Consider the following 19,963-nt stretch of genomic DNA (forward strand, 5'->3'; position numbering starts at 1 on the left):
TAAGATGGAAAATGTTAAGAATTCTTTAAGTTTGTTCGTAGAATATTTACAAATTGAGAAAAACTATTCACAATATACAATTGTGAATTATGTTGCTGATATAGAAGATTTTTTTATATTTATGAAGGAACAATCATTGATTGATCTTCAGCTCATTACATATTCTGATACAAGATTATACTTAACTCTGCTGCATCAAAAAAATTTTGCCAGAAAAACAATTTCAAGAAAAATTTCTTCATTAAGAAGTTTTTACAGGTTTCTTAACCGGGAAAAGATCGCTTCAGAAAATCCTTTTGCAAGTGTTTCTCTTCCAAAGAAAGAACACAGGCTCCCTCAGTTCTTGTATGAAAAAGAGCTTGAGCAGCTTTTTACTCTCTCAGATTCTGCAACTGCAGCAGGGCAGAGAAATCAGGCGCTCCTTGAAGTCTTATATGGCACAGGTATTAGGGTAAGCGAATTGTGTCAAATCAAGCTGACCGATCTTGATTTGCAGATTGGAACGGTCCTTGTAAACGGCAAAGGCGGAAAACAGCGCTATGTTCCCTTTGGAAGCTTTGCACAGGACACTTTGGAGCTATATTTATCTTCAGGCAGAAAGCAGCTTCTTCTTAAAGATAAACAAGCCGGTGATCATGATCATTTATTTGTTAATCTGCGCGGTGGTCCTTTGACAGTAAGGGGAGTCCGGCACATTCTGAATGAAATGATTAAGAAGACTTCATCTACAATGAATATCAGCCCGCATATGTTCAGGCATACGTTTGCAACACACCTTCTGAATGAAGGGGCTGATATGAGGAGTGTTCAGGAGCTTTTAGGTCATTCTCATTTATCTTCTACACAAATATATACTCATGTAACAAAAGATCATTTGCGGAATATCTATATGTCTCATCATCCGCGTGCATAAAGAAAAAGATAACGGAGGTATTTGTATGTCTCAATTTCATGCGACGACCATCTTTGCGATTCAGCACAACGGCAAGTGTGCGATGGCAGGCGATGGTCAAGTAACATTCGGCAATGCAGTTGTTATGAAACACACTGCTAAAAAGGTGAGAAAACTATTTAACGGCAAGGTAATCGCAGGATTTGCCGGTTCAGTAGCAGATGCGTTCACTTTATTTGAAATGTTTGAAGGCAAGCTTGAAGAGTACAACGGAAACCTCCAGCGTGCAGCGGTCGAGCTTGCAAAGGAATGGCGCAGTGATAAGGTGCTCCGCAAACTTGAGGCTATGCTCATCGTCATGAACGAGGATGATATCCTTCTCATTTCCGGTACCGGTGAAGTGATTGAACCTGATGATGGAATTTTAGCAATTGGATCTGGCGGGAATTATGCCCTTTCAGCAGGAAGAGCTCTTAAAAGATATTCCGGAGAGACTCTGACAGCAAAAGAAATTGCAGAAGCAGCTCTTCAGATGGCCGGTGAAATTTGCGTTTATACAAATCTGAATATAACAGTAGAAGAGTTATAAAGTGAGGAGTAATGATCAAATGAAAGAAATGACGCCAAGACAAATTGTTGAACGGTTGGATCAGTATATTGTTGGTCAGAAAGACGCAAAAAAAGCAGTTGCTGTAGCATTAAGAAACCGCTATCGCAGAAGCCTGCTGTCAGAAAATCTCCGTGATGAAGTTGTGCCGAAGAACATTTTAATGATCGGACCTACAGGTGTAGGAAAGACAGAAATAGCAAGAAGAATTGCAAAACTTGTAGGAGCTCCTTTCATTAAAGTTGAAGCAACAAAATTCACTGAGGTGGGCTATGTTGGACGCGATGTTGAATCGATGGTCCGAGATCTGGTTGAAACATCTGTCCGTTTAGTCAAAGAAGAAAAAATGGCAGAAGTAAAATCCGCTGCTGAAGAAAATGCCAATCGAAGACTTGTAGAATTATTAGTTCCGGGCAGAAAAAAGCAAACATCTTATAAAAACCCTTTAGAAATGCTTTTCGGCGGTGCTCAAGGCAACACCTCACAGGATCAAGATGATTATTCAGCGGAAGAGCATTCTGTGGAAGAAAAAAGACGCAAAATCGCTCATCAGCTTGCTTTAGGCGAACTTGAAGACCATCACGTTACAGTGGAAGTAGAAGAACAGAATGCTTCCATGTTTGATATGCTTCAGGGATCGGGTATGGAACAAATGGGGATGAACATGCAGGATGCTTTAAGCAGTTTTATGCCTAAAAAGAAGAAAAAACGCAAGCTAACAGTGCGCGACGCCCGTAAGGTCCTGACTAGTGAAGAAGCACAAAAGCTGATCGACATGGATGATGTTACACAGGACGCTGTTATGCGCGCAGAACAAATGGGCATCATTTTCATAGATGAAATTGACAAAATCGCAAAGAAGAATCAAGCTGGTTCTTCAGCCGATGTTTCACGAGAAGGAGTTCAGCGCGATATTCTGCCAATTGTTGAAGGATCAACAGTTGTAACAAAATATGGTTCTGTCAAAACAGATCATGTCCTTTTCATTGCTGCAGGTGCATTCCATATTGCAAAACCTTCTGATTTAATTCCAGAGCTGCAGGGAAGATTCCCAATCCGCGTGGAACTGACAAAGTTAAACGTCGAAGACTTCGTACGGATTTTAACTGAGCCAGACAATGCTTTGCTTAAGCAATATACTGCTTTATTGGAAACAGAAGGTATACAACTTGAATTTTCTGACGATGCTATTCGTAAGATTGCGGAAGTTGCATTCCAGGTCAATCAAGACACAGATAATATCGGGGCAAGAAGACTTCACACGATTCTTGAAAGACTCCTTGAAGATCTTTCATTTGAAGCACCCGAAATTACGCTAGATAAAATAGCGATTACACCTCAGTACGTTGAGGATAAATTAAGCAAAATTGCTAAAAACAAAGACTTGAGTCAATTTATCTTATAATTACATATTTCCAGGAGGAACTTACTAATGGCTTTATTGCAAAAAACAAGAAAAATTAATGCTATGCTTCAAAAGGCAGCAGGTAAACCAGTTAATTTCAAAGAAATGTCTGAAACATTAAGCGACGTTATCGAAGCAAATATTTTCGTCGTCAGCCGCCGCGGCAAACTTTTGGGATTTGCTATCAATCAGCAGATTGAAAACGAACGCATGATTCAAATGCTTGAAGATCGACAATTCCCAGAAGAATACACTAAGAATTTGTTTAACGTGAATGAAACATCATCAAACCTTGATGTTTTCAGTGAATATACAGCTTTCCCTGTGGAGAACCGCGAACTGTTCAAAAGCGGTTTGACTACAATTGTACCGATCATTGGCGGAGGAGAGCGTCTGGGCACACTTATCTTAGCTCGTCTGCAGGCTCAATTTGAGGATGATGACCTAATCCTTGCAGAATATGGAGCAACAGTAGTTGGTATGGAAATTCTGCGCGAAAAAGCAGAAGAAATTGAAGATGAAGCAAGAAGCAAAGCAGTCGTTCAAATGGCGATCAGCTCATTATCTTACAGTGAGTTAGAAGCAATCGAGCACATTTTTGAAGAACTAAACGGCAATGAAGGCCTACTGGTTGCGAGTAAAATTGCTGACAGAGTAGGAATTACCCGTTCGGTTATCGTTAATGCATTGCGCAAACTTGAGAGTGCGGGTGTAATCGAATCACGTTCTCTTGGTATGAAAGGCACATACATTAAAGTCTTAAATGATAAATTCCTATTTGAACTTGAGAAATTAAAAACAAATTAACAATATGTTTACAAAAAAGCACTTCATTTGAAGTGCTTTTTTTGTTTTGCCGATTTCATTTATGTGTTTGAGTGTAAAAGTTCCCATGACTATTACATTATCGTGGTAAATAGTGTAAAAATACTAGGTAAAAAGAACCTAAATAAAAATAGATACAAATTCCGACCTTTTTTTACAAAACCTTCATAGACTTTAAGACTATTATTTCTTACAATTACAGTATAGATTTAACATAATTCGACAATATACCATTCGAAAGGTATAAGGATTTTGTGAGGGGACTAAATGAAAATTTTTTCTGAAACAATCAATTCGCTTGAAAATGCTGTGAATCGTTCCGCAGTTAAGCAAAAAGTAATTAGTCAAAATATTGCCAACGTTGACACTCCGAATTATAAATCGAAAGAAATCACCTTCAAACAGTCCTTAGATTCTGAAGTGAGCAGGCTTCAAGCTGCTAAGACAGATCAGCGGCATCTTTCTTTCGGATCAGGACAAGAATCCTATTTGATTAAATCCAAAGCGAACACATCCTACCAGGCAAACGGCAATAATGTTGACGTAGATCGCGAAATGTCAGACTTGGCTGAAAATCAAATTTACTACAATGCACTTATCGACCGTTTAAGCAGTAAATTTAATTCACTCAAAACGGTGATTAGAGGAGGAAGCTGATTATGAATATTTTCAGTCAGTTAAACACAACTGCTTCAGCTTTGACAGCACAAAGACTGCGAATGGATGTCATCTCATCCAACATGGCAAATGCCGATACAACAAGAGCAGTTTTTGAAAATGGGGAGTGGCAGCCTTACCGCCGCAAAATGGTCGTGACAGAGCCCAATGGAAATACGTTTTTATCTCACTTACATAGAGCGCAAGGGAAAGAGTCAAGTGACTTATCAGGTGTAAAAGTTTCTGGAATCAGAGAGGACCTGACTCCATTTAAACTTGTATTTGACCCGGAACATCCGGATGCGAATGATCAAGGATATGTAGAACTGCCGAATGTTGATCCTTTAAAAGAAATGGTTGATTTAATCAGCAGCACAAGGTCATACGAAGCAAATGTAACAGTTTTTAACGCTTCTAAAGATATGCTGATGAAAACATTAGAATTAGGAAAGTAGGATTGAGGATCTATGATTAATGCCATTTCACCCTTCCAGGCCCAGAGTATACAGGACAGTCAATCTCAAGACGTTCAAAGTCCAAAGCAAAATCAGCAGACCTCATTTTCCGATTTTTTAAATCAATCAATAAATGAAGTAAATTCCATGCAGATCAAATCAGATCAAATGACCGCTGCTTTAGCAGAAGGGAAAAATGTTCAATTGCAGGATGTCATGATTGCTGCTGAAAAGGCGAGTGTAACCATGCTCACAACAATTGAAATCAGAAATAAAGCAGTAGAAGCATATCAGGAAATGATGAGAATGCAAATATAACCTAAATATGTATAAAACTAGCGATGGATGCCGACTTCTAAATGCAGCATTCATGTCGTCATTATCGGGGGATTTCCAGGAATGAATCAGAAGTTAACGGAACTTAGAAACAAACTAAAACAGGTATGGGCGGAACGCACGAAAGCTCAAAAGGGATTAATCATTGGCGGGGTGGCTGCTTTGCTTCTCTTTACTGCACTAGGTGCTTATCTATCATCAAACCCCAATCTTGTGCCGCTTTATAAGGACCTGTCACCCCAGGAGACGGGTCAAATAAAAGAAACGCTGGATTCTCAAGGGATTACATCAAAAATCGCTGACAATGGTGCAACAATCATGGTGCCCTCTGAAATGGTTGACACACTAAAAGTTGAGCTGGCGGCTGAGGGCATCCCGAACAGCGGTGTGATCGATTATTCTTTCTTTGGTCAAAATATTGGATTTGGGATGACCGATAATGAATTTGATGTTTTGAAACTGAAAGCCACCCAAACAGAACTTTCAAATTTAATGAAGGGCATTGAGGGAGTTCATGACGCTAAAGTCATGATTAATCTTCCGAAAGAATCTGTTTTTGTTAATGAAGACAATGGCACATCTACCGCTTCGATTGTATTAAGTATGAAGCCTGGAATACAGCTTGATCAGACTAAGGTAAATGCTCTTTACCATCTCGTTTCAAAAAGCGTTCCTGGTTTATCTACAGATAATATCGTCATTATGGATCAAGATTTTGAGTATTTTGATTTAAAAAGTAATAAAAATATTCCTATTGTAGAAAATATTTCCACCCAGCATGATTTGAAAACGAAAATTGAGAGGGATATTCAGCGTCAAGTTCAAAAAATGCTCGGAACAATGATGGGGCAGGATAAAGTAGTTGTATCTGTTACAGCTGATTTAGACTTTACCCAAGAAAACAGAGAAGAAAACATCGTTGAGCCTGTAGACAAGGAAAATATGGAAGGTCTTGCGGTGAGTGTAGAAAGAATTACCGAAACGTACACAGGCGAAGGCGCACCTGAAGGCGGCGTAACGGGTGCTGGTGAAGATGATGTACCCGGATACGAAGCTGTTCAAGGCGCGGGAACAGGCGACTACGAAAAAATCGAAGAACGCATAAATAATGAAGTAAACCGAGTGAAAAAAGAGATTGTTGAGAGTCCATATAAAGTACGTGATTTAGGAATTCAGGTCATGGTGGAACCGCCTGAAGCAGAGGATCCGAATTCATTATCTGCTGAAAGTGTAAATGACATTGAACAGCTCCTTGGGACAATCATCCGCACATCGATCAATAAAGATGAATCAGAAGAGCCGCTTACAGATGAACAGGTAGGGGAGAAAATCTCCGTTTCTGTACAACCGTTTGCAGGGAAAATAAACATGCTGGATGAAACTAAAACGTCTCTGCCAGTCTGGCTTTATGCAGCAGGAGGAATTCTCTTGCTGATCATTATCATCCTGCTCTTCCTGCTTTTTAGAAAAAACCGCAAAGCGGACGAGGAATATGAAGAGGAAGATATTTTTGTGCAAGAGAAAATCATATTGCCTGATGTAAACGCCGAACATGAAAGCGAAACATCTGTAAGGAAAAAGCAATTAGAGAAAATGGCAAGAGAAAAACCAGAAGACTTTGCAAAGCTGCTCAGATCTTGGCTGACGGAAGAATAGGAGGTTTTAAGTGATGGTAAGAAGAGCAAACAATGGAAGACTTACTGGGAAGCAAAAAGCCGCCATCCTTCTGATTTCCCTTGGTCCGGATACAGCTGCATCCGTTTATAAGCATCTATCTGAAGAGGAAATCGAAAAACTGACTCTTGAAATCTCAGGAGTCAGAAAAGTAGATTCTCAAAATAAAGAAGAGATCATTGAAGAGTTTCATCAAATTGCCATGGCTCAGGAATTTATTTCGCAAGGAGGCATCTCTTACGCGAAACAAATCCTGGAAAAAGCTTTGGGAGCAGAACGGGCATCAAGTATTATTCAAGTCTGACTTCTTCCCTGCAGGTAAAACCTTTTGATTTTGCAAGAAAAGCTGATCCTGCACAAATATTTAATTTTATTCAGGGGGAGCATCCCCAAACGATTGCCCTTATTTTATCTTATTTAGACCCTGTACAATCGGGGCAGATTTTATCAGGCTTACCGCACGAACAGCAGGCTGACATCGCAAGGCGCATCGCAAAAATGGACCGCACATCGCCGGAAATTATTAATGAAGTTGAACAGATTCTTGAGCGGAAATTATCATCCACTGTCACGCAGGATTATACACAAACAGGCGGAGTAGAAGCTGTAGTTGAAGTGCTTAATGGTGTAGACCGCAGCACAGAAAAAACCATTCTTGATTCTCTTGAAATTCAGGATCCGGAACTTGCAGAGGAAATAAAGAAAAGAATGTTTGTGTTTGAAGATATTGTGACACTTGACAGCAGAGCGATTCAGCGCGTAATCCGCGACGTGGAGAACGATGATTTAATGCTTTCTCTGAAAGTTGCCAGCGAGGAAGTAAAAGAAGTTGTCTATAAAAATATGTCTAAGAGAATGGTTGAGACATTTAAAGAAGAAATGGAATTTATGGGTCCAGTAAGACTTCGGGATGTTGAAGAAGCTCAATCACGAATTGTTGCTGTTATCCGCAGACTTGAGGATGCGGGCGAAATCGTCATTGCCCGGGGCGGAGGAGATGATATTATTGTCTAAATTGATTAAATCGGCCCATGCCATCCAGCCGGAAGAAGCGAAACAATCAATTTTAATACAGACAACGGACTTCCTTCCTTCATCAAATGAAATAGAAAATCCAGAACTGTCAATGAAAGCAAACGTGTATTTACAGCAGGCAAGCAAGGAAGCTGAGGCTCTTATTCAAAGCGCTAAAACAGAAGCAGACGGCATCCGCATCAAAATGGCGGCTGAGCAGCAGGAATGGGAAACGGAGCGGGAGAGGCAAAGAGAACAAGCCAGGCAAGAAGGATTCCTGGCTGGTCTGGATGCCGGAAAAGAAGAAGGCTTCAGGCAGTACAGCTCCCATCTGGAAGAAGCACGGAAAATTGTTGAGCAGTCGAAGGAAGACTATATCAGCAAAATTGTCAGCTCTGAAGAAACGATTGTCAATCTTGCTGTTAAATTAGCCGAAAAACTGATTTTTATTGAACTGGATGAACATCCTGATTGGTTTTTGGAGCTAGTTAAAAAAGCTTTGCACGAAGTACGGGAGTATCCTGAAATTAAAATTTTTGTCCATCCTGTTCATTATGGTTATGTATTGAAACAGAAAAATGAATTGGAGAATATGCTTATGTCTAAATCAGAATTATATATCTTTCCTGATGAAGCATTGCCTGAAGGCAGCTGTCAGATTGAATCTCCTTTCGGAAAGATTGATGCTGGAATCGATGCACAGCTTCAGCAGCTGCAGCAGCAAATGCTCGAATTGATTGGAGAGGAATGAGAACTTTTTGAAAGCAGAGGATTTGATTTCGAAAATAGAAACTCTGGACTCTTATAAGAGATATGGAAAAGTTAACAAAGTCATTGGACTGATGATTGAGTCTCGAGGTCCGGAAAGTTCAATCGGAGATTTATGCTATATCCATGCAGGTTCAAAAAAAGAATCAAGAATTCCTGCTGAAGTGGTGGGATTCAAAGGAGAAAATGTTCTATTGATGCCTTTTGAACATCTATCACAAATTTCACCGGGGAGTATTGTTGAAGCAACAAAGGACTCTCTGAAAATAAAAGCAGGTTCCGGTTTGATCGGTCAAGTTGTAGATGCCTATGGCCATCCTCTTAATCAATCTCCATTGCCAAAAGGATTAACACCAATATCTGCTGAACAAAGCCCTCCAAACCCAATGAAAAGACCTCCAATTCATGAACCGATGGAAGTAGGCGTTCGCGTGATTGACAGCCTGCTGACTGTAGGGAAAGGTCAGCGTGTAGGCATATTTGCAGGAAGCGGTGTGGGTAAAAGTACACTCATGGGAATGATTGCAAGAAATACTAAAGCGGACCTGAATGTGATTGCTCTAATAGGAGAGCGGGGGCGCGAAGTAAGGGAATTTATTGAAAAGGATCTGGGAGAAGAAGGGCTGAAACGTTCAATTGTGGTAGTTGCAACCTCAGATCAGCCAGCTTTAATGAGAATGAAAGCTTCCTATACTGCAACAGCCATCGCTGAATATTTCCGTGATAAAGGCATGAATGTCATGTTCATGATGGATTCTGTGACCAGGGTTGCCATGGCCCAGAGAGAAATAGGGCTCGCAGTTGGTGAGCCTCCGACAACCAAAGGCTATACACCAAGCGTTTTTGCCGTTTTGCCCAAGCTTTTAGAGCGGACTGGGACAAATGAAAAAGGAACCATCACTGCTTTTTATACTGTGCTTGTTGATGGTGATGATCTGAATGAGCCGATTGCGGATACGGTGCGGGGAATTCTTGATGGGCACATCGTGCTTGACCGAGGTTTAGCTAACAAAGGCCAGTTTCCCGCAGTCAATGTATTAAAAAGCATAAGCAGAGTCATGAATCAAATTGTTTCGGATCCTCAGAAAAAGAACGCGGCAAAACTTAGAGAATACCTTGCCACTTATATGAATTCTGAAGACTTGATTAACATTGGCGCATACAAGCGAGGTTCGAACAGAGAAATTGATGATGCCATCCGGTTTTATCCAAAGATTCTTTCGTTTTTAAAACAGAATGTGCACGATAAAATCACGTTTGCAGAGAGTGTGGCATCCTTAGAACGATTGATTGAAAAAGGTGAGAATGGGTGAAATATACATACCGGTTTCAAAAAGTGCTCGAATTAAAAGAAAATGAAAAAGAAAAGTCTCTTGAAGACTATAACCGCTCTGTTACTGAGTTTGAAAAAGCAGCAGAAAAGCTGTATGACTGCCTGAAGAAAAAAGAAGTGCTCGAGGAGAGAACAGCAAGAGAGCTGAACACAGGCATGCCTGTTCAGGAAATCCGCCACTTTCAGCAGTTTGTTACAAACTTAGAAAAAACGATCACTCATTATCAGAGGCTTGTGGTCATTACCCGGGACAACATGCAAGAAAGACAGCTTGAGCTTACTGAGAAAAATATCGAAGTAAAGAAATATGAAAAAATGAAAGAAAAGCATTATGAAGTACATCTCGAACATGTGAAAGCGTCAGAATCAAAGTTCATGGATGATCTCTCGATTCAAGCCTTTGCACTTCGGGGGAATTAGGTGAAAAATACTGTGAAAAACAATGAGAATGATTCAAGCAAGCTTCAATGGATGTTATTTGTAATTGTTATTCCCGTCCTTTTTACAGTCACTTTCATTACAGTCATTCTAACAGTCGCAGGCGTTGATGTGGCTGAGAAAATGAAAGAAGCAATCTCGCATATACCAGGAACTGCCGAGCTTACGAGTGTTGAAGAGAAAAATAACAGCGAAAATGCAAATACCGCCCCTGCAGCAGAGCTTGAGGAAGAAAATAAACTTCAGAAAACCACAATTGATAAACAGCAGCAGGAAATCTCAGCTTTGGAAAATGAAGCTGACCTTAAAGTCAGAGAAATTCAGCAGCTCAGTCAAGAAATAAAGTCTCTCAAAGAACAGCTTCAGGCATCTGACAACAAAGAAAAAGAAGGCAAAGACATTGCCACACTCTATGATAAGATGTCCAGCAAAAAAGCGGCTGAAATCATTCCTTTTCTATCAGATGAAGAGGCATTAAGGATTTTAACGTCTATTAATGACGATCAGGTTATTGCAGTATTGGAAAAAATGTCTGCTGAAGATGCTGCGAGATATACAAAGATGCTTGCTGATTCCTAACCCGAGATAAGGTTCTGAGAGGGGGTGTGAAAATGAAAATTCCATTTGCAGTATTTGGTACTGCGCCGATTGTGCAAAACAGCACTGAAAAAAGCAGAAATTCAGCTTCTTTTCAAATGTTCTTAGATCAAGTTCCGTCCATAACCGGAAGAGAAAATTCTTTTACAGCCGAAGCCGAAGCATTGCCTGAAGCGGAAAAAATAGAATTTGAATTTCAGAACCTAGAAGAGGGTATTATGAACGCCTTGCAGGAAATTCCGATAGACGAAGGTTTTTTTAAAGAAACTCCTAGTACTAATGAGAAAGTCAATGAACTATTGGTCTTAGGAAATGAGGTTGAAATAAAAGCTGTACAAGGAATTCTCAGTAAAGCTGTGTCAATGGAAGGAATTCTTTCTCAGCTCTCTGATCAACCTGAAACAGTGAAAATAATATCTGTGATGGCTGGAGTCATTCAGCTGCCTGACACCGAGCAAAAAAAACAGATTGAAGCTGAACTTAGTCATTATATATCTCAAAAATACCCAGAACATGATGAAGACAAACCCCTCTTTGAAAAAGCCATTCCAATTTTTTTGAATCGTCAAGCTGAAAATACGAACAACTATCAGGCAGGAGATTCAGGAAAATTGCTTGAGTATAATCTAGCAGAAGATAAAGAGACTCAAATAATCAATGATTCTGTATCTTTACTAAACGGTGTAATAACTCAAGCTATAAATAAGAGAGAACACTCCAATGAACAAACCAAGAATTATGAATTAGATTCTGATTCGAAATCAGTTGGTGATTTCTTACATGATGTTCAAAAGCTGATAAATATATTGAATATAGAGAATGAATTTCAAGCTAATAACACTGGTAATTTCCCATTGGTAAGCAAGCTTGAAACCATTTCTCCAAGTTTTATCGATAACAAGTCTGCGTTAAAAGCGGTTAGCTTTCAATCAATGATTGCTGCAGTTCAGGATGCAATGAGCGATTGGATGAAGGATGCAATTCCTGAATCTAAAGCAGGATTTTCAAATGAGATGATTTCTTTGGATGATGGAAAATTTGTTTCATTAATTAGCGGGAAATTATCTTTGGATGAATTGTCAGGTGTCAGATTGAGATTATTTGAAAAAATTTCATCTGCCATAAAGCCGCTTCAGGCATACTTGTCGGAAATGACTTCGAAAGAAGCTGCGCAAACTTCGCAGATGCTGGAATTAATAAAATATCTTAATAAACAGACTCTCTTTAAAGGGATGACGGATATAGGGCTGAACAGATTAGAAAGCAGACCACAGTACGCACAAGTGATTCAACAATTAGATCAATCGGCATTATCACTTTCCATTCCATCATTGAAGGAAATACAAGTTTCAATAAAAAATGCTGAAAATATTCTGCATCTTCAAGTGCAACTGTCAAAACAGTTATTGATGGAAGTGTCAGATGGTACAGGTAGCAATATTGATAAGACACCGGAAAACAATAAAATGACTGGAGCCTTCTCAAAAATTGACAGCATGATTTCAGAAACTCTTATAAAAGAGATAAAACAGAAAGCAGCAGGCCAGATAGCGAATGGCCATAAAAGCTGGCTGCATAGCAATATAAAAACAGATAGTCACACTAATAAGCAAAATCAATTCACCAGCCAAGATATCTTTCCTGAAACACGTATTGAGGTACCTGATCAAATGATTCCTGCTGATAACGAACTTCACATTTCAAAGGAACCAAATATAGCTGTAAATGACTATAGAAATAATCGCTTAAGTAATCAGACGTCAATGGAAAATATCTTACAAACAGATTTATTGAAAATAAATAATGATATCCCATCTATAAAAGAAAAACCGTTCCATTCTAGTAATCAACTTATTTTAAGTCAGTTGACAGATGCCTTTAAAAGTTCGAAAACCAGGTTTATATCCAGCGGTTTTTCACAAATGACAATTAGGCTGGCTCCTGAACATTTAGGAATGCTCACAGTTAAGCTTCAACAGCAGCATGGTGAAATGACAGCTAAAATTATCACTTCCACAAAGTCCGCTAAAGAACTTGTTGAACAAAGCATTCATCAATTGAAGCAGGCACTGCCTTCATTAAATATTCAAGTAGACAGGTTTGAAGTTTACGGAGAGCAAATGGAGACATCATTTAATCGCAGGCAAGAAGAAAATAATCATAATCGCTATGAACAAGACAGTAAAAAAGAGGAAACTGAAATCGAAGAAGAAAAAGATTCCTTTAAGGCTCACTTAAATATGCTGACTTAAAAAGGAGGTTTCTTATGACACAAAACACGATTGACACAGGGCTGCTTTTATCATCTACGACCTCTGAAAGATCTGGCGGTAAATCAAATCTGGGCAAGGATGATTTTTTGAAGATTTTGATAGCCCAGCTGCAAAATCAGGATCCTTTAAACCCGATGGAGGATAAAGAATTTATTTCCCAAATGGCAAGCTTCTCATCTCTTGAGCAAATGACAAACATGAATACACAGCTAAGCAACTTTATACAGGTTCAAGTAAACGATGGAATCTTAAAATATTCAGAAATGATTGGCAAACAAGTTGAATGGAGCACTGAAGACGGGGCAGCGGAAAAAGGCACAGTTAAATCCATCAAACAATCCGGTACTGATATTATCCTTGAAATGCAAAGCGGGAAAGAAATACCGAGTGCTTTGATTACAAAAGTAACAGCTCAGAATGAACCAAGCTAAACATTTCAATGAAAATCAGTCATTTAAATAAGCATCCCCTGTCTTTCATACCAAAAATAACTGAAGTAAAAACAGCTCACAAGCCAACCTTTCAGGAACTGCTTAATGACGAGCATTCATCTATTAAAATAAGCAAACATGCCAAACAAAGAATGTCTGATCGGGGGATTGTGGTAGAAGAACATCAATGGAGCAAAATGAAAGAAAAAATGTCTGAAGCAAGATCTAAAGGTGTTAACGATTCGCTGGTTTTATTAGAACAGGCTGCATTCATCGTAAACGTTAAAAACAACATCGTTATTACAGCAATGAATCGAAAAGAAGCAAATGATCAAATTTTTACAAATATTAACGGAACCATCATCTTAAATTAAACTGGCTGGACCTTTAATGGAGGCCATTGCTGCGGAACGAGCGAAGCAGCAAATAAAATAGATCCAATAGGGAGAGAAAAAAATATGTTGCGTTCAATGTACTCAGGTGTCAGCGGTATGAAAAATTTCCAGACAAAGCTTGATGTGATCGGAAATAACATCGCAAACGTTAATACATACGGTTTTAAGAAAGGCCGTGTCACATATAAAGATCTAATCAATCAGCAGATTGCCGGTGCAAGTGCAGCTACTGGAAATACAAGCGGTATGAATGCCAAGCAGGTTGGACTTGGTTCAGCACTAAGTTCGATTGATACGATTCACACAGCAGGTTCAAATCAGACGACAGGCAGAACGCTTGACCTTGCTTTAGCTGGTGATGGGTTTTTTGTGGTTGGGACGATTAAAGCTCCCGCATTAGTTAACGAAGATACGCAAACTGCAAAAGGCGACAATAAAATAATTGGACCAATTGATACTGCAATGGATCTTAGCTACACACGTTCAGGGAATTTCTATTTAGACGATAAGGGTTATTTAGTAACTTCAGATGGCTATTACTTAGTGGGAGAAACAGGTAATAAAAATCCGGCAAATTCAACATGGAATAATCAGCTGAGTAACGCTGCAGGTCTTATTCAAATCCCTCTTGATGCAAAAAGCTTTAATATCGGTCCAGATGGAAAAGTTAGCTTTGTAGACGCTGGAGGAAATTTAAACACGGCCGGTCAAATTAGAGTTGCCAATTTTGCAAACGAAGGCGGTCTTGAAAAAGTTGGAGGAAATTTATACAAAGAATCCAGTAATTCAGGAACTCTAAATAATAACGGCACTGCAGGTATACAAATTGACGAACTTTCAATCCCTGGACAAGACGGCTCAGCCACAATCATGGCCGGAATGCTTGAAATGTCAAACGTAGACCTTGCAGATGAATTCACAGAAATGATTGTGGCTCAGCGAGGTTTCCAGTCCAATACAAAAATTATTACGACTTCTGATGAAATTTTACAGGAATTAATGAATTTAAAACGATAAGTTAGGGGGCAGGGGGCTCATAACTATATATGACCCCCGCAGCAATTGATTTTATTAACTCGTTTAAACGGAAAGTCTTTTACATTAAATGCGATTTACATAGAGCAGGTCGAGTCTTTTCCTGACACAACTATCACGCTTACCAACGGCAAAAAGTTTGTTGTAAAAGAATCAGAATCCGCCGTTTCGTCATTAACCCGCAACTTTTATAAGGACATTCATCTATTACATGCATCAGGTGCTCAGGGGGTGGATGATCATGAATAAAAAATTATTAACCATCATGCTTGTCATCATTACATCTATTACGTTAATAGGCGTAACCGCATTAGTTATCGTAACAAATTTTATGGAAACAGCTGAAGCAAAAGAGCCGACCATCGATGAAGTCATCGAGTATTCCTTTGATCTTCCAGAAATCACGACAAATCTTGCCAGTGAGAACATTGTCCGTCTGTCATTTAAATTAGAAACGGACAGCAAGAAAGCGAAAGAAGAGCTCGAAAAAAGAGAATTTCAAATTAGAGACATTATCATTTCAGAGCTTTCAAATATTTCTGCGGCAGAATTGGATGGAAAAGACGGTATGAACGCATTTAAAGAGACTGTGAAAAAGCGTGCAAACGAATTGATGCAAAAAGGCAAAATTCAGAAGGTCTACACAACCTCCTATATCATTCAATAATTCGGCATAAATCCCATGCACAGGAGGTGTGAATGCATGTCAACTGAAATACTGTCTCAAAATGAAATAGATGCTTTGCTTTCAGCTATTTCGTCAGGTGAAATGGATGCTGATGAATTAAAAAAAGAAGAGACAGAGCGGAAAGTGAAAGTTTACGATTTTAAAAGAGCACTCCGGTTTTCAAAAGATCAAATTAGAAGTTTAACACGGATACATGAGAATTTTGCAAGGCTGTTGACAACCTATTTTTCAGCTCAGCTGAGAACATATGTGCAAATCAGCGTTGGATCTGTAGATCAGCTGCCTTATGAAGAGTTTATTCGCTCTATTCCAAAGATGACAGTGCTTAATGTATTTGAAGTACGCCCTTTAAATGGGCGGATTTTAATGGAAGTCAATCCGAATATTGCTTATTCGATGATGGACAGGCTGATGGGCGGACTGGGTACCGGTATAAGCAAAACGGATCAATTAACGGAAATTGAAAGCAGAATTATGTCAAATCTCTTTGAAAAATCTCTTGATAATTACAAAGAGGCATGGAGTTCCATCTTTGATATAGACCCGGTCATGAATAATTTAGAAGTCAATCCGCAGTTTTTGCAGATGGTTTCCCCAAATGAAACGGTGGTTGTCATATCGCTGAATACACAGATCGGCGAAATCAGCGGCATGATAAATCTCTGTATTCCTCATGTCATTTTAGAGCCTATCATCCCGCGTCTGAGTGTTCACTTTTGGATGCAGTCTGAAAGAAAAGAACCGAAGCCAAATGAAGTTGAAGCTCTGGAAAGGAAAATTCATTCAGCAGAACTTCAAATTATTGCAGAACTGGGGATATCAGAGATCACGATTCAAGAATTTTTAGACATTCAAGCAGGAGATGTCATACAGCTGGAAAAAGCCATTGATCAGCCTTTGGTTATTAAAATTGGGGATAAACCTAAATTTTATGGTCAGCCAGGTAAACTAAAAAGAAAAGCTGCAGTGCAAGTAATCGGCCATTATCAGAGGGGGCACGAAGAAGGTGAGTAATGGGATGTTATCTCAGGATGAGATTGATGCTCTTTTAAAGGGTACAGATTCAAACGATGAAGAAGATTATACGATAGATACAAAAGATTATTTGGATGACATGGAAAAAGATGCAATTGGAGAAATAGGCAATATTTCATTTGGCAGTTCTGCTACTGCGCTTTCTACCTTGCTTCAACAAAAAGTGGAAATTACGACTCCAACTGTTTCGGTTGTCCAAAGACAAAGAATTTCCGATGAGTTTCCTCATCCTTATGTAGCGATCGAAGTGAATTATACAGAAGGATTTATAGGCAGTAATTTACTAGTAATTAAACAAAGTGATGCAGCAATTATCGCGGACTTAATGATAGGAGGCAACGGGGAGATTGACGATTCATCTTTGGATGACATCATGATCAGTGCTGTTCAGGAAGCAATGAATCAAATGATGGGCTCAGCAGCAACTTCAATGTCTACAATTTTTAACAAAAAAGTAGATATCTCTCCGCCATCTATTGAGCTTTTAGACATAAAAGAAGGAGAAGGAACAGGAGCATTTCCGAAAGAAGATCTGTTCTTAAAAGTTGCGTTCAGACTCAAAGTGGGACTTTTGATAGATTCAGAGATTATGCAGCTGCTGCCTCTGCAATTTGGAAAAGATCTTGTTGAAGAGCTGATGAACCCGAAGCAGCAAGCGGCTACTATTGAAGCTATAGAAGAAGAAGTTCAGATTGAATCTGCACCTGCTTATTCAGAGAAACAGCGCAGTTATGCTCCTAAGCCTGCTCAGCAAAGAAATGAGAGTCCGCCCGTCGATGTAAAACCGGCAGAATTTTCGTCTTTTGAATCTGTCCCCATGTATCAAAATGAAATGAAAAATCTTGATATGCTGCTGGATATCCCGCTACAGGTCACGGTTGAACTGGGCCGCACGAAGCGTTCAGTGAAAGAAATTCTGGAATTATCATCCGGCTCTATCATTGAGTTGGATAAACTGGCAGGCGAACCAGTTGATATTTTGATCAACAACAAAATCGTCGCTCAAGGGGAAGTAGTAGTAATAGAAGAGAATTTCGGTGTGCGGGTGACGGATATTTTAAGTCAGTCTGAGCGTTTAAATAAACTAAAGTAATCAATTATAGGAGTGACTGGAATGGCACATAAAATAATGATCGTGGACGATGCAGCATTTATGAGAATGATGATCAAAGATATCTTAACAAAAAATGGATTTGATGTCGTAGCTGAAGCAGCTGACGGTGCACAAGCTGTAGAGAAATATAAAGAGCACTTTCCGGATTTAATAACAATGGATATCACAATGCCAGAGATGGATGGCATTACCGCCCTTAAAGAAATTAAAAAAATCAACGCTCACGCTAAAGTCATCATGTGTTCTGCAATGGGACAGCAGGCTATGGTCATTGATGCGATTCAAGCAGGTGCAAAAGATTTTATCGTGAAGCCCTTTCAGGCAGACAGAGTGCTTGAAGCTATCAATAAAACATTAAGCTAAAAGGAGTCTTTCCACTTGCAAGTGAAAATAAAATGGATACCAATAGCTGCGATTCTTCTTATCTTCCTGCTGCCGCATAGTGAGTCAGCTGTTCATGCGGAGCAGGGGGCTGAATCTGTGGCAGACTGGGTCGGGTCAGATGAAAAAACGGCTGACAGCAAAAATGAAAAAAACAGCGTGAAATCGGATGTTGAATACCAAGCTGCTGACACATCTGTGTCAGCGTGGGATTTCATTAAGATGATCCTGGCAACTGCATTTATCATATTTTTAATTTACATCCTGCTGAAATTTGTGAGTAAAAGAAACAAATTCACTTCTTCATCAAAATACATTGAAAACCTTGGCGGGACAAACGTCGGACAGAATCGTTCCATCCAATTAATAAAAGTAGGAAAAAAAATCCTTGTAGTAGGTGTTTCAGATTCTGTTCAGCTGTTAAAAGAGATAGACGATGAAGATGAATGCAGGGAGATTACAGAGGAACATCAGCAGAGGTTTGCTGCCGCAATCGATACGAAGGACTGGCTTAAAACCGTATCAGCTCCGTTATTTAGGCATAAAAATAATGGGTTGGAGGACGGGCATTCATTTTCCTTTAAAGAACAGCTGGAGCAATTAAAAAAAGAAAGACGAAGCAGTTTAGAGGAAATAGCTGGAAAGGATTACACAAAATGAATGAATTTGTGGAAATTTTCAGCAATAGCGATGCAGAAAATGTCAGTACGTCTGTCAAATTGCTGCTGCTGCTGACTGTCCTTTCTCTCGCACCAAGCATTTTAATCTTAATGACATGTTTTACAAGAATCATAATTGTCCTGTCATTTGTAAGAACGTCGCTTGCAACACAGCAGATGCCGCCGAACCAGGTGCTGATCGGCATTGCCCTGTTTCTGACATTTTTCATTATGGCCCCGACTTTTTCAGAAATCAATGAGCAGGCTCTGACGCCATTATTTAATGAAGAAATTGACCTCGAGGAAGCTTATGAGAAAGCTGCTCTCCCTTTGAAGGAATTTATGAGCAAGCATACAAGGCAAAAGGATTTAGCTCTGTTTCTTGAATATGCAAAGATGGACAAGCCTGAATCGGTAGAAGATATTCCACTTACAGCACTTGTTCCTGCGTTTGCCATCAGTGAAATAAAAACGGCTTTTCAAATAGGATTTATGATCTTTATCCCATTCTTAGTCATCGATATGGTTGTAGCAAGTATTTTAATGTCAATGGGAATGATGATGCTGCCGCCGGTGATGATCTCACTGCCATTTAAAATTCTGCTGTTTGTCCTTGTAGATGGTTGGTATTTGGTTGTGAAATCACTTCTTCAAAGTTTCTGAGTAGGAGATTAAACATATGAGTTCAGAATTTGTCATTTCGATTGCTGAAAAAGCGATTTACACAACTTTGATCATATGCGGTCCTCTTTTGGCGATCGCACTGGTCATTGGATTAGTTGTCAGTGTTTTTCAGGCGACAACCCAAATTCAGGAGCAGACGCTGGCGTTCGTTCCTAAAATAGTGGGAGTGCTGATCGGGCTCGTCTTTTTCGGACCGTGGATGCTGTCAATCATCATATCGTATGCACAGGATATTTTCGGCAATCTTAATAGATTTGTAGGTTAAAG

24 protein-coding genes and 1 pseudogene are annotated in these 19,963 nt (G+C 39.4%); all 25 read left to right on the forward strand.

What is annotated here, in order from left to right; genetic code table 11:
* Positions 1 to 4 precede the first annotated feature (4 nt).
* The 25 genes and pseudogenes from xerC to fliQ all read left to right on the forward strand — a co-directional run bounded on the left by xerC (position 5) and on the right by fliQ (position 19,961).
* On the forward strand, positions 5 to 913 hold the full coding sequence (xerC, locus tag GJU41_RS06710; protein ID WP_070877240.1) for a tyrosine recombinase XerC: 909 nt from the start codon (positions 5 to 7) through the stop codon (positions 911 to 913).
* 25 nt (positions 914 to 938) lie between these two features.
* A complete protein-coding gene (gene hslV, locus GJU41_RS06715) occupies positions 939 to 1,481 on the forward strand; it encodes an ATP-dependent protease subunit HslV (protein ID WP_133311073.1) in 543 nt (180 codons plus the stop codon).
* Between the two features lie 19 nt (positions 1,482 to 1,500).
* The gene (gene hslU, locus GJU41_RS06720; protein WP_070877242.1) at positions 1,501 to 2,904 is read left to right on the forward strand and encodes an ATP-dependent protease ATPase subunit HslU; all 1,404 of its coding nucleotides are present in this window, start codon (positions 1,501 to 1,503) and stop codon (positions 2,902 to 2,904) included.
* Positions 2,905 to 2,931: 27 nt separating this feature from the next.
* Positions 2,932 to 3,711, forward strand: a complete 780-nt coding sequence (gene codY, locus GJU41_RS06725; protein WP_070877243.1) for a GTP-sensing pleiotropic transcriptional regulator CodY — start codon at positions 2,932 to 2,934, stop codon at positions 3,709 to 3,711.
* 285 nt (positions 3,712 to 3,996) lie between these two features.
* Positions 3,997 to 4,386 carry a flagellar basal body rod protein FlgB gene (gene flgB / locus GJU41_RS06730; protein ID WP_070877244.1) on the forward strand — a complete coding sequence of 130 codons (390 nt, stop codon included), beginning with the start codon at positions 3,997 to 3,999 and terminating at the stop codon, positions 4,384 to 4,386.
* A 2-nt stretch (positions 4,387 to 4,388) separates the two neighbouring features.
* The gene (gene flgC, locus GJU41_RS06735; RefSeq protein ID WP_070877245.1) at positions 4,389 to 4,841 is read left to right on the forward strand and encodes a flagellar basal body rod protein FlgC; all 453 of its coding nucleotides are present in this window, start codon (positions 4,389 to 4,391) and stop codon (positions 4,839 to 4,841) included.
* 12 nt (positions 4,842 to 4,853) lie between these two features.
* Complete coding sequence (fliE, locus tag GJU41_RS06740; RefSeq protein WP_070877246.1) at positions 4,854 to 5,159, forward strand: flagellar hook-basal body complex protein FliE; 306 nt, start codon at positions 4,854 to 4,856, stop codon at positions 5,157 to 5,159.
* 81 nt (positions 5,160 to 5,240) lie between these two features.
* Positions 5,241 to 6,833 carry a flagellar basal-body MS-ring/collar protein FliF gene (gene fliF / locus GJU41_RS06745; protein WP_154318196.1) on the forward strand — a complete coding sequence of 531 codons (1,593 nt, stop codon included), beginning with the start codon at positions 5,241 to 5,243 and terminating at the stop codon, positions 6,831 to 6,833.
* A gap of 13 nt (positions 6,834 to 6,846) precedes the next feature.
* Positions 6,847 to 7,865, forward strand: a pseudogene (gene fliG / locus GJU41_RS06750) (flagellar motor switch protein FliG).
* The gene (gene fliH, locus GJU41_RS06755; RefSeq protein ID WP_170292733.1) at positions 7,858 to 8,616 is read left to right on the forward strand and encodes a flagellar assembly protein FliH; all 759 of its coding nucleotides are present in this window, start codon (positions 7,858 to 7,860) and stop codon (positions 8,614 to 8,616) included. Before fliG ends, fliH begins: the two are co-directional and overlap by 8 nt.
* A 7-nt stretch (positions 8,617 to 8,623) precedes the next feature.
* Positions 8,624 to 9,946 (forward strand): flagellar protein export ATPase FliI, encoded by a 1,323-nt coding sequence (fliI, locus tag GJU41_RS06760; RefSeq protein ID WP_070877250.1) that lies wholly within the window; start codon positions 8,624 to 8,626, stop codon positions 9,944 to 9,946.
* Entirely contained in the window at positions 9,943 to 10,386 is a 444-nt protein-coding gene (gene fliJ, locus GJU41_RS06765) for a flagellar export protein FliJ (RefSeq protein ID WP_070877251.1), read from the forward strand. The genes fliI and fliJ overlap by 4 nt, the downstream gene beginning before the upstream one ends.
* A complete protein-coding gene (locus GJU41_RS06770; RefSeq protein WP_070877252.1) occupies positions 10,387 to 10,983 on the forward strand; it encodes a MotE family protein in 597 nt (198 codons plus the stop codon).
* Positions 10,984 to 11,015: 32 nt separating this feature from the next.
* Positions 11,016 to 13,253, forward strand: coding sequence for a flagellar hook-length control protein FliK (locus GJU41_RS24905; protein ID WP_224771366.1), 2,238 nt, complete (start codon positions 11,016 to 11,018; stop codon positions 13,251 to 13,253).
* 14 nt (positions 13,254 to 13,267) lie between these two features.
* A complete protein-coding gene (gene flgD / locus GJU41_RS06780) occupies positions 13,268 to 13,705 on the forward strand; it encodes a flagellar hook assembly protein FlgD (protein ID WP_070877254.1) in 438 nt (145 codons plus the stop codon).
* A gap of 8 nt (positions 13,706 to 13,713) precedes the next feature.
* A complete protein-coding gene (locus GJU41_RS06785; RefSeq protein WP_070877255.1) occupies positions 13,714 to 14,079 on the forward strand; it encodes a TIGR02530 family flagellar biosynthesis protein in 366 nt (121 codons plus the stop codon).
* 84 nt (positions 14,080 to 14,163) lie between these two features.
* On the forward strand, positions 14,164 to 15,117 hold the full coding sequence (gene flgG, locus GJU41_RS06790) for a flagellar basal body rod protein FlgG (RefSeq protein WP_070877256.1): 954 nt from the start codon (positions 14,164 to 14,166) through the stop codon (positions 15,115 to 15,117).
* Positions 15,118 to 15,162: 45 nt separating this feature from the next.
* Positions 15,163 to 15,384, forward strand: a complete 222-nt coding sequence (locus GJU41_RS06795; RefSeq protein WP_070877257.1) for a flagellar FlbD family protein — start codon at positions 15,163 to 15,165, stop codon at positions 15,382 to 15,384.
* On the forward strand, positions 15,377 to 15,802 hold the full coding sequence (gene fliL / locus GJU41_RS06800; protein ID WP_070877258.1) for a flagellar basal body-associated protein FliL: 426 nt from the start codon (positions 15,377 to 15,379) through the stop codon (positions 15,800 to 15,802). The genes GJU41_RS06795 and fliL overlap by 8 nt, the downstream gene beginning before the upstream one ends.
* 36 nt (positions 15,803 to 15,838) lie before the next feature.
* Complete coding sequence (gene fliM, locus GJU41_RS06805; protein ID WP_070877259.1) at positions 15,839 to 16,837, forward strand: flagellar motor switch protein FliM; 999 nt, start codon at positions 15,839 to 15,841, stop codon at positions 16,835 to 16,837.
* On the forward strand, positions 16,830 to 17,951 hold the full coding sequence (gene fliY / locus GJU41_RS06810; RefSeq protein WP_224771175.1) for a flagellar motor switch phosphatase FliY: 1,122 nt from the start codon (positions 16,830 to 16,832) through the stop codon (positions 17,949 to 17,951). The genes fliM and fliY overlap by 8 nt, the downstream gene beginning before the upstream one ends.
* A 21-nt stretch (positions 17,952 to 17,972) precedes the next feature.
* Positions 17,973 to 18,335, forward strand: a complete 363-nt coding sequence (cheY, locus tag GJU41_RS06815; RefSeq protein ID WP_070877260.1) for a chemotaxis protein CheY — start codon at positions 17,973 to 17,975, stop codon at positions 18,333 to 18,335.
* 21 nt (positions 18,336 to 18,356) lie between these two features.
* Entirely contained in the window at positions 18,357 to 19,013 is a 657-nt protein-coding gene (fliO, locus tag GJU41_RS06820; RefSeq protein ID WP_224771179.1) for a flagellar biosynthetic protein FliO, read from the forward strand.
* Positions 19,010 to 19,675 carry a flagellar type III secretion system pore protein FliP gene (fliP, locus tag GJU41_RS06825; RefSeq protein WP_070877262.1) on the forward strand — a complete coding sequence of 222 codons (666 nt, stop codon included), beginning with the start codon at positions 19,010 to 19,012 and terminating at the stop codon, positions 19,673 to 19,675. Before fliO ends, fliP begins: the two co-directional genes overlap by 4 nt.
* 16 nt (positions 19,676 to 19,691) lie before the next feature.
* Complete coding sequence (fliQ, locus tag GJU41_RS06830; RefSeq protein WP_070877263.1) at positions 19,692 to 19,961, forward strand: flagellar biosynthesis protein FliQ; 270 nt, start codon at positions 19,692 to 19,694, stop codon at positions 19,959 to 19,961.
* Positions 19,962 to 19,963: the final 2 nt, after the last annotated feature.

The sequence above is a fragment of the Metabacillus idriensis genome, from assembly GCF_009674765.1.
In the GTDB taxonomy this organism is placed as follows: Bacteria; Bacillota; Bacilli; order Bacillales; family Bacillaceae; genus Bacillus_P; species Bacillus_P idriensis.

Coding starts and splice junctions, on each gene's coding strand:
- xerC (WP_070877240.1), top strand. CDS start 5: ATGGAAAATGTTAAGAATTCTTTAAGTTTGTTCGTAGAATATTTACAA.
- hslV (WP_133311073.1), top strand. CDS start 939: ATGTCTCAATTTCATGCGACGACCATCTTTGCGATTCAGCACAACGGC.
- hslU (WP_070877242.1), top strand. CDS start 1,501: ATGAAAGAAATGACGCCAAGACAAATTGTTGAACGGTTGGATCAGTAT.
- codY (WP_070877243.1), top strand. CDS start 2,932: ATGGCTTTATTGCAAAAAACAAGAAAAATTAATGCTATGCTTCAAAAG.
- flgB (WP_070877244.1), top strand. CDS start 3,997: ATGAAAATTTTTTCTGAAACAATCAATTCGCTTGAAAATGCTGTGAAT.
- flgC (WP_070877245.1), top strand. CDS start 4,389: ATGAATATTTTCAGTCAGTTAAACACAACTGCTTCAGCTTTGACAGCA.
- fliE (WP_070877246.1), top strand. CDS start 4,854: ATGATTAATGCCATTTCACCCTTCCAGGCCCAGAGTATACAGGACAGT.
- fliF (WP_154318196.1), top strand. CDS start 5,241: ATGAATCAGAAGTTAACGGAACTTAGAAACAAACTAAAACAGGTATGG.
- GJU41_RS24905 (WP_224771366.1), top strand. CDS start 11,016: ATGAAAATTCCATTTGCAGTATTTGGTACTGCGCCGATTGTGCAAAAC.
- flgD (WP_070877254.1), top strand. CDS start 13,268: ATGACACAAAACACGATTGACACAGGGCTGCTTTTATCATCTACGACC.
- GJU41_RS06785 (WP_070877255.1), top strand. CDS start 13,714: ATGAAAATCAGTCATTTAAATAAGCATCCCCTGTCTTTCATACCAAAA.
- flgG (WP_070877256.1), top strand. CDS start 14,164: ATGTTGCGTTCAATGTACTCAGGTGTCAGCGGTATGAAAAATTTCCAG.
- fliL (WP_070877258.1), top strand. CDS start 15,377: ATGAATAAAAAATTATTAACCATCATGCTTGTCATCATTACATCTATT.
- fliM (WP_070877259.1), top strand. CDS start 15,839: ATGTCAACTGAAATACTGTCTCAAAATGAAATAGATGCTTTGCTTTCA.
- cheY (WP_070877260.1), top strand. CDS start 17,973: ATGGCACATAAAATAATGATCGTGGACGATGCAGCATTTATGAGAATG.
- fliP (WP_070877262.1), top strand. CDS start 19,010: ATGAATGAATTTGTGGAAATTTTCAGCAATAGCGATGCAGAAAATGTC.
- fliQ (WP_070877263.1), top strand. CDS start 19,692: ATGAGTTCAGAATTTGTCATTTCGATTGCTGAAAAAGCGATTTACACA.